8 protein-coding genes are annotated in these 8,194 nt (G+C 34.1%); 6 read left to right on the plus strand and 2 right to left on the minus strand.

What is annotated here, in order from left to right; translation table 11 throughout:
- The 4 genes from AMDU4_RS06765 to AMDU4_RS06780 all read left to right on the plus strand — a co-directional run.
- Positions 1-358: hypothetical protein (locus AMDU4_RS06765; RefSeq protein ID WP_290704463.1), on the plus strand; the 358-nt coding region annotated here is incomplete at its 5' end.
- Between the two features lie 198 nt (positions 359-556).
- Positions 557-1,645, plus strand: a complete 1,089-nt coding sequence (locus AMDU4_RS06770; RefSeq protein ID WP_021787236.1) for an IS5 family transposase — start codon at positions 557-559, stop codon at positions 1,643-1,645.
- 1,263 nt (positions 1,646-2,908) lie between these two features.
- Positions 2,909-3,433, plus strand: a complete 525-nt coding sequence (locus AMDU4_RS06775; RefSeq protein ID WP_021787238.1) for a hypothetical protein — start codon at positions 2,909-2,911, stop codon at positions 3,431-3,433.
- A 126-nt stretch (positions 3,434-3,559) separates the two neighbouring features.
- Positions 3,560-4,192, plus strand: a complete 633-nt coding sequence (locus AMDU4_RS06780; protein WP_290704466.1) for a hypothetical protein — start codon at positions 3,560-3,562, stop codon at positions 4,190-4,192.
- 186 nt (positions 4,193-4,378) lie between these two features.
- On the opposite strand, the gene AMDU4_RS06785 is transcribed toward AMDU4_RS06780, so the two are convergent.
- Together AMDU4_RS06785 and AMDU4_RS06790 are read right to left on the minus strand one after the other, a co-directional pair.
- On the minus strand, positions 4,379-5,797 hold the full coding sequence (locus tag AMDU4_RS06785; protein WP_290704469.1) for a transposase: 1,419 nt from the start codon (positions 5,795-5,797) through the stop codon (positions 4,379-4,381).
- A 242-nt stretch (positions 5,798-6,039) separates the two neighbouring features.
- Positions 6,040-6,327, minus strand: a complete 288-nt coding sequence (locus tag AMDU4_RS06790) for a hypothetical protein (RefSeq protein ID WP_021787242.1) — start codon at positions 6,325-6,327, stop codon at positions 6,040-6,042.
- A 323-nt stretch (positions 6,328-6,650) separates the two neighbouring features.
- Here AMDU4_RS06790 and AMDU4_RS06795 point away from each other — a divergent pair, with 323 nt between their 5' ends.
- Both AMDU4_RS06795 and AMDU4_RS06800 read left to right on the plus strand, forming a co-directional pair.
- Positions 6,651-7,040, plus strand: a complete 390-nt coding sequence (locus AMDU4_RS06795) for a HEPN domain-containing protein (protein ID WP_021787243.1) — start codon at positions 6,651-6,653, stop codon at positions 7,038-7,040.
- A 13-nt stretch (positions 7,041-7,053) separates the two neighbouring features.
- Positions 7,054-7,377, plus strand: a complete 324-nt coding sequence (locus tag AMDU4_RS06800) for a nucleotidyltransferase domain-containing protein (RefSeq protein WP_290704472.1) — start codon at positions 7,054-7,056, stop codon at positions 7,375-7,377.
- Positions 7,378-8,194 lie beyond the last annotated feature (817 nt).

Here is an 8,194-nt window from a genome sequence, read left to right on the forward strand (position 1 = left end):
TTTGGGTTTTATAACATTGACAAATGGTACTGACAAAGGTCAGGTTAACACCTCAACAAACACCATAACAGTGGGAACAGTCGCTAATGATACAAGTATAGAGCTTTTGAATGTACTTGAAATTAATACATCATCAAGCAGTACCGTAACTGTCACATTAACAGTAAGTAGCACATCGGGAATAACAGTATATTATGCTACTTATGTAGCATCAGCAAGTTCTCCTGGAAAGGCTCTGACAACCAGCCCGAGCGGTGCAATATCATTAACGCCCACAACACCAATATATCTTTCAATAGAACTTACTGGATCTGTTACATCGCCTGTGACACTAACCACAACTTATACCATATCGTAAAAATAATTTTTTAAATTTTTTTATTCTTTTATAATTTTGTTAAAGGAGAGATTTTCTAATAACCCCTCTCTTTATTATCCTATGAATGTGATTTTCATTTCATCTCTTCAACCACGTTTATTTAAAATATTCAGTTTATCCCATAATTTACTACGTTTGCAAGCGAAACCTTTATTCATGCAATCGCGATCAATATGCATGGACATAATGAATTACGGTCTCCGGGAGAAATATGATCAGTTGAAAAGATTCGGCGACAGGCTTTCCGACATGAAGACTGTCATAGAGTGGGAAAGGATCAGGCCTTTACTCAATGACTTATATATTAATAACACAGAGAAGGGTGGAAGGTCAAATTATGATCCCATACTCATGGTCAAGATACTATTCCTTCAGTCCATATATGGCATAGTTGATGAGTCCATTGAGAAGGAGATACACAATCGCCTGGATTTCATGAACTTCCTGGATTATCCTGAATCGGTACCGGATGCAAGAACCATATGGCTCTTTCGCGAAAGGCTCTCCAATAATCACAAGGACAAGAAGATCTGGAAGGAGATATGGAAACAGTTCAAAGAGAAGGGCATTACAGTAAAGAAAGGTACAATTCAGGACGCCACTTTCATCGAATCGGATCCAGGCCATGGAAAGCACAGGAAAGGTGACGGAACAATACCAATCTATTTGGATCAGAACCCGGTGAAGGAACCTTCAGAATCGGATCATAATGAAGAGAAAACATCAAAGAGGGAGGCAAAGACTGCAAGGAAAATTGAGATTGAACAAAAGAAGAAGGCAAGGGAGGAGGAGCGGAAGAACGCAAAGACAAGGAGATCCAAGGACGGTACCTGGACAGTGAAGAACAAAAGATCCCATTTCGGGTACAAGCTCCACACAATACAGGATTCAGACAATGACATGATACTGAACTATGCAACGACCACTGCATCAGTGCATGACTCGCAGATCGATCTATCCATTCCTGGCATCGTGAATTACAAGGACAAGGGTTACTTTGGCGTTGAAGGAAGGGGAATAGATGCAGCCATGGATAAGGCTGCCAGGGGACACAAGCTGCCAGTGGAAAGCATCCGCAGGAATCTCAGGATAACAAGGAAAAGATCCAGGGGTGAGAGACCGTATTCTGTTATAAAGGGAATATTCCATGGAGGTCACGTATTCGTTACAACAGTTCCCAGAGTGAGGGTCAAGAACATGTTCATGTGCCTTGGCCATAACATGATCTGCGTGATAAGGATGAAAAATAAGGGGATAATAGCGTGAGCTATCAAGAAAGCGACAGAAAAGGGAAAAATATTAAGAAAAGAGCATAAGAAAAAGCCACTTCCTATCAATCTAAACAGAAATTAATTGAAATTCTTTCGAAAGAGTAAGTGATAAGTAAAAATTTAATAGTTGTTAGAAATTATCAATGTGTGATTATGTATAAATTTAATGAACTTGCGATATTGGCTTACCGCCGCATAATATTTAATTACTGGAATTTCGTTCATATTCTGCCAGCGTTAATAATATCCATTTCTATTGCACTTTTAATATTGTATCTCATAATGAGAAAATATCCTCAGGAAAAGTTATTTTTTTCTCTTGGTTTATTGAGCGCAATCGATTACTCTGGGTTTGTTTCCCCTGTGAATTATTCACTGAAGGATAATTTATTTTTGATGTGCATTGTTCAAAACCCTTCTATTGATAATTTTTCATGGTTCGATAAGGATGAATCTGAACGTATTCTTCATGAATATGAAAAAACAAGGAGGACAATATTTTTATTAAACTGTGGCACTAGACAAATGATAGGCAAAAGTAGATTTTTTAAAAAAGAATACCGCACATTTTTTCATATTTTTTATGGGCTCATTACTGCTATTTCTACTGCTGTGATTATTTTGATTCTTCTTTCAGCCCCTATTTATATTTATTTTTTAATTCCTCATTTTGGTTATCAAATAAACTATCTCATTGGTTATGTACTAACAATACTTTTTTCGCTGGAGATACTCTCCTTGATATATCTTCTTCAGAAAGACATAGTTATACTTATTTTTTCTACATCCATGATATTCTTATTAACACCATACATTTTTAAACTTAGATCCGCACCTCCCCTTTACCCGGGTATCATATTTATATACACATATATAGCGATTATAATATTAACAAATATTATTGTATATAAATTCTTTAACAGGCAAAAACTCATTAAAATATCATATATCTCTTCATTTATAACATACATGGTTTTATTTTTTATCACGTTCTTCAACATAATTATTTTCATTTATGGATAAAAAGCTTTTCTAGAGGGTCTGTTAAATATTATTTTTATTACTGGAAACATCTTAAATTGAACGATATTAAAAATTACTATATAAACACCGGTTTAAAATTGTTATCACTGTAATTTAGATATCATCCTAACAACAAAGTACGATTTATTATATATCAGTTTATTAAAATTTTTACAACAATTTTCAATATTAAGCTATAAGTGAACCTTTATATAATTCATTATAATATGGGAATATGGATAAAAGAAAATTATATGTAATTCTTGCAATAGGAGTGGTAGCTTTATTACCTGCAGCTGTATTTGCATCGGTTGTTATTGACCAGAGTTATGCAATTAGTACCACACAGGCAAATAATCCTGTATTGATGACTCAGGGACCAAATTATAAAACGGCAAATTCTTTGGGTTTTATAACATTGACAAATGGTACTGACAAAGGTCAGGTTAACACCTCAACAAACACCATAACAGTGGGAACAGTCGCTAATGATACAAGTATAGAGCTTTTGAATGTACTTGAAATTAATACATCATCAAGCAGTACCGTAACTGTCACATTAACAGTAAGTAGCACATCGGGAATAACAGTATATTATGCTACTTATGTAGCATCAGCAAGTTCTCCTGGAAAGGCTCTGACAACCAGCCCGAGCGGTGCAATATCATTAACGCCCACAACACCAATATATCTTTCAATAGAACTTACTGGATCTGTTACATCGCCTGTGACACTAACCACAACTTATACCATATCGTAAAAATAATTTTTTAAATTTTTTTATTCTTTTATAATTTTGTTAAAGGAGAGTTCTGGTGATAATGTGAAATACATGAAGATAAAATCTATATTAGTAACGTTTTTTGTGTTCTTCATATGTTTTATCATGGCAACTCCATCTTTTGCATCCGTAAACATAACTCAGGAGGATTTATTAAATGTTACAAATGTACCACCATATATTTGTTATAATAATACGGCATTTCCATATCATACTTCCTATGATTCGTCTGGATATTTTGTAAATTCAAGTTATGTATACAACAATATAACAAATAAAATTTTTTCAGAAACAAATATAAGCTCTATTTTATGCTATAATACATTATTAGGACTCTTAGGACTCTTATCACTTACAAGTAATAATCAAACAATAACTAATAATGTGACAACCTTAACTGCTATGAAAGCTCATACAGATGCATGGATTTGTGTATATAAATTTACAAATATCACTAATTTTAAGGATTTATATATTTATGAAAATAAAAACTTAGAATATGAAGATAATAGTTATAATAATGTCAATAAAAATTATAATGTAAGCACAATAATTATTTCACCAGGAAAAAATATAGATTTTACGGTGAGTTTCAATCCAAAAAATCAAACATCACCAACGAGTGAATCTGGAAGCATATATTATATAATATATTTTGATTATAATGATATGTTGTATTACCACTATTATGGCATAATTAATATTAATATAACAACAAAGGAGTCCTCCCTTCTATAATAAAAGTAAAGAATTTCCATGAGATTTTATACAATAGGAAATTAAGCGTGGAGACAGTTCCATTCGTGACAGGTTTTTCTCTGCATTCTCATTTCTGATGAAGTATGATTCCTCACTTTTGTACGATATAACGAGCATTGCATCATATTCTATTATTAATATCTCTGAGGTCTATAAATTTAAACTTTAACTCCCGTTATTTTGCATAATAGGTATTTCAAGAGCCCTAATTATTTCCCCAGATTTTTTCGGTATTTCAGATATCTTCCATTCTTCACCGATCTTGAGCATGCTCACACGCTGTAGATGTTCTATTACATCCTCAGGAGAGTATTTCTTGAGAATACCATGCTTTCTAAGCAGGTTATAGATCCTGTAATGCATTATCAGTGAAATAAAATTCACAAACGTCCATCCCTGCATCTGGTAATCATCCCTCATGTATGTCCTGTCACCGTGTATTGTATTCTTGAATGTGTCATATGACTGCTCTATATCCACACGTGATTTCAGCATATCATAAACGATCTCACCTGAGGCCTTCAGGTTTGTCATGACAGATATGGTTCCCATTCTCTTGTTGATCTTTATGAATCCTGAAGAGCTGGAATGCCTTTTCAGGTAGTCCTTCTCCTCCTCTGCCTTAAGGAAATCATTCCTGAATGTGTATAATATTCTTCCATCTCTCTCATATTTTGAATAGAATATGGGATGGTCCTGGAACATGAAGTGCTTCTCCCCTTTCATGGAATAATCTATAAGCCTTGAGTTCCTCCTTAATGGTATTATGAAAAATGTTTTCATGGCCTCAAGAGCTTCAATGTTCTTCAGGGAATAGAAGCCTGTATCAGCCACTAAGACTATATTCTTATATCCGGTTTCTTCCATTATAATCTTCAGTGACATGACACTGTTTATTGATCCTGGAAGTATCCTGAAATATACCGGTGCATCATGCTCCAGTGAAAACAGGAAGAGCAACTGTACCTGGGGGAGGTATTCCTCCATGCTGTCATGCCCAAGTGTGGCGGATATTACACCTTCACTGATTGAGAGCACATGTGTCAGATCCACTGCAAGGTATCTCTCATCCTTCATGAATGATTTCATGAAATCTGCCACTGACTTCCTGTCTATTCCTATATTCCTCAGCATGTCACCTAACACATCTGGTGAAACATGCGCATCCTTTACTGTTTCAGACAAGAATGATGTCCTATAATAGAAATCAACGTTCTTCATTGGGGATACATGGATAAGGCGCATGCATGCAAATATAAATACCTCCTTCCATTCAGGAAAATAGTTTTTAAGGGATGCTGTAAGGTCACCAGATATATGCTGTAAGAGGAATGAAGAACCATATTCTTTTACAGATATGTGTTCATAGCGTTTCATTACCCTCTTTGCCTTGGGTTCAATGATGCCATCGGGTGTTATTCTCCCAAGGTATTCGCCTGTCTTCATCTGTGCCCTCTTCATTTCAGGGTTCCATTTGCTTGAGACCCTGTAGAGATAGTACCGGTCATCCCTCTTCATAACCAGCGTTCCTTTCTTCTTGAATTTCAGTACCCAGTCCGGATGTGTCATATTATGTATATACATAATATGTAGGTATATAAATATTCGCATTTGATTCCTTAAAATAAAGGTATTCTAAAAACATATTATGCATAATTGCCAGAGTTAGAGATTAATTCTGCTAATTACACGTGGAGTATTATCTGGAAACAACTTCTTAAGTGACTCATCTTTAGAAAGTTTTTCCGCCTTTTCCAGTGCCCGACTAAAAAGAGGGAGAAGCTCCTTATACTTTTCTCTGAACGGCTTTTCCCAAGTATCCGTCATCAATTGGTTCCTTCTGCTGTGGGAAATTCAATGCTTACAGTTGCAGAGCTTGCGACAGAAGCAGATATTTGCTCTAAGGTTTGGAAGACATTGTTTCTTATAGCTACTGTACTTGTTGTCGACTTAACTAAGCCCTCAATTTTAGATGGTTGCTTGTTCTCGTCTATATATCTTACAATAACTCTTAGCATTTTTACATTTCTATCCTTTCCCTGAGGTAGACGGGCTTTTGAAGCTTCTTGAATATATTTAACGTGACCTCTTTTGTCTATTCGTAATGTTTTCATAGTTTTCGCCTAATACATTATAATAATTTTCGTGAATCATATAAATTTTTTGGTTCTCCCAATGGTAATTATATCCAGGAAGATAAATAATTATTTTTTGTGTGATTTCTTATTGAATATGAGATTGTTGCATATCAGGTTAACAATCAGATCCACGACCCTTAACTGCTTCTCTTGAATGTCCTCACCAAATTCCTGAGATGAGAGTGCCCAGTGATGTATTTTTCCTTTCTCCGAGGTTTATAACCTTAATACAATAAATATTATCGAAGTAAATAAAACTTAATACAAATAATTATTAACAAATTAATCATGTTCTTATAATGCCATCAAGACCATTAGACTGGTTAAATCAATCAAGAAGAGATTTAGAGGAATCACAGGATTCTATGAAAAATGAAAAATATGAATGGGCTTGTTTTGCCGCTCAGCAAAGTGCGGAAAAGGCGGTTAAGGCCCTTTATTATTCATTAAATAAGGAGATATGGAGCCATTCAATATCAAGAATGTTGTCTCAATTAGACGAGTTTACTGTAAATAAGGAAACAATAGAAAAATCAAAGGAGCTTGATAGGGTATACATAGGATCCAGATATCCTGATTATTATACCGAGGGCTCCCCATATGAATATTATTCCATTGAAGATGCGAGGAGGTGCATAGCTTATGCAAAAGAAATATTCGAATTCTGTTCCAAAAATATACAAGCTTGATTATAAATTAATCATGGATAAACTGAAAGAATATGCAAATAGATGTGAAGCTAAGGGTTCGGTACTTACCATACTTATAGGCTCTCTGGCTAAAAAGGATTATTCACCGTTCTCAGATGCAGATATTGTAATTATCAATAAAACACAGAAGAATATAATAGATTTCCTCGCTCCTGACATGCCCATTGATATAGAACCAAGACTATATACAATAAATGAAATATATAATATGAGTAAGGAAAAGAAAAGGATAGTGTATGAAATGGTTAAAAATGGTATTGTCCTGTCTGGAGATAAAGATTTACTGGATAAAATAAGAGAACTGTACTATAGATAAATGCAGTTAATGTGAAATATGATATGTAAACTAAATTGACGAAAATCCATTTTAGTGTTTCATGAGTTCTATCTGGCAATACACCATGGATCAGCTTGAATATATTGTTATTTATTTATCTGGGATCGGAAAGAATACTGTGTGTCACAATTTTTATATCATATCTGCTATAATGGACAAAACATAGCTTCAATCAATATGCCTGTTACCATAGGACAACTTTGGCTCACGATTTCAGGGGGCAGACCAATATAATAATAGAAGAGTTAAAAATCAGATCAAAAAGGATTATCTCATAAAACATTATTATTCAAAATACATGATTCTGGTTTTTATTTTCTTTTCAACAGTAATTATACTAGGAATTATAAATTATTTTTGTCCTATTATATACTCATAATAGTATTGGTAATACTGTTAATTGCCATGCCAAATCTTCTAAAAGCTCCGGAAATCAATAATTAATCCTTTTTAATTATTTCGTGTAGATTTTGCAATTATATTACCCTTAATCGTTGTCTTCCTCAATGTAGAAAACATCTACTGTATGCTGAAGGAGAGTAGGAATACTTTTGAGGAAATAAAATACCTCTCTGAAAAGAGATCAAGATATAAATGTTCAGGGGGCCGTTTCAGTCTACTGGAATTTCATCTCTGAAATCAAGGGATACCAGAGGCCTGAAATGATCGTAATTTTATATGACAGAATGTGAAATTAACAGGATTTCCCTATCCAGAATTAAGCCATATAAATAGAGGAAATAGAAAATATGATGTTGTTTAGAGATCAATTTTAAATATGGAAATGCTACAATAT

Source organism: Ferroplasma sp. Type II (assembly GCF_000496155.1).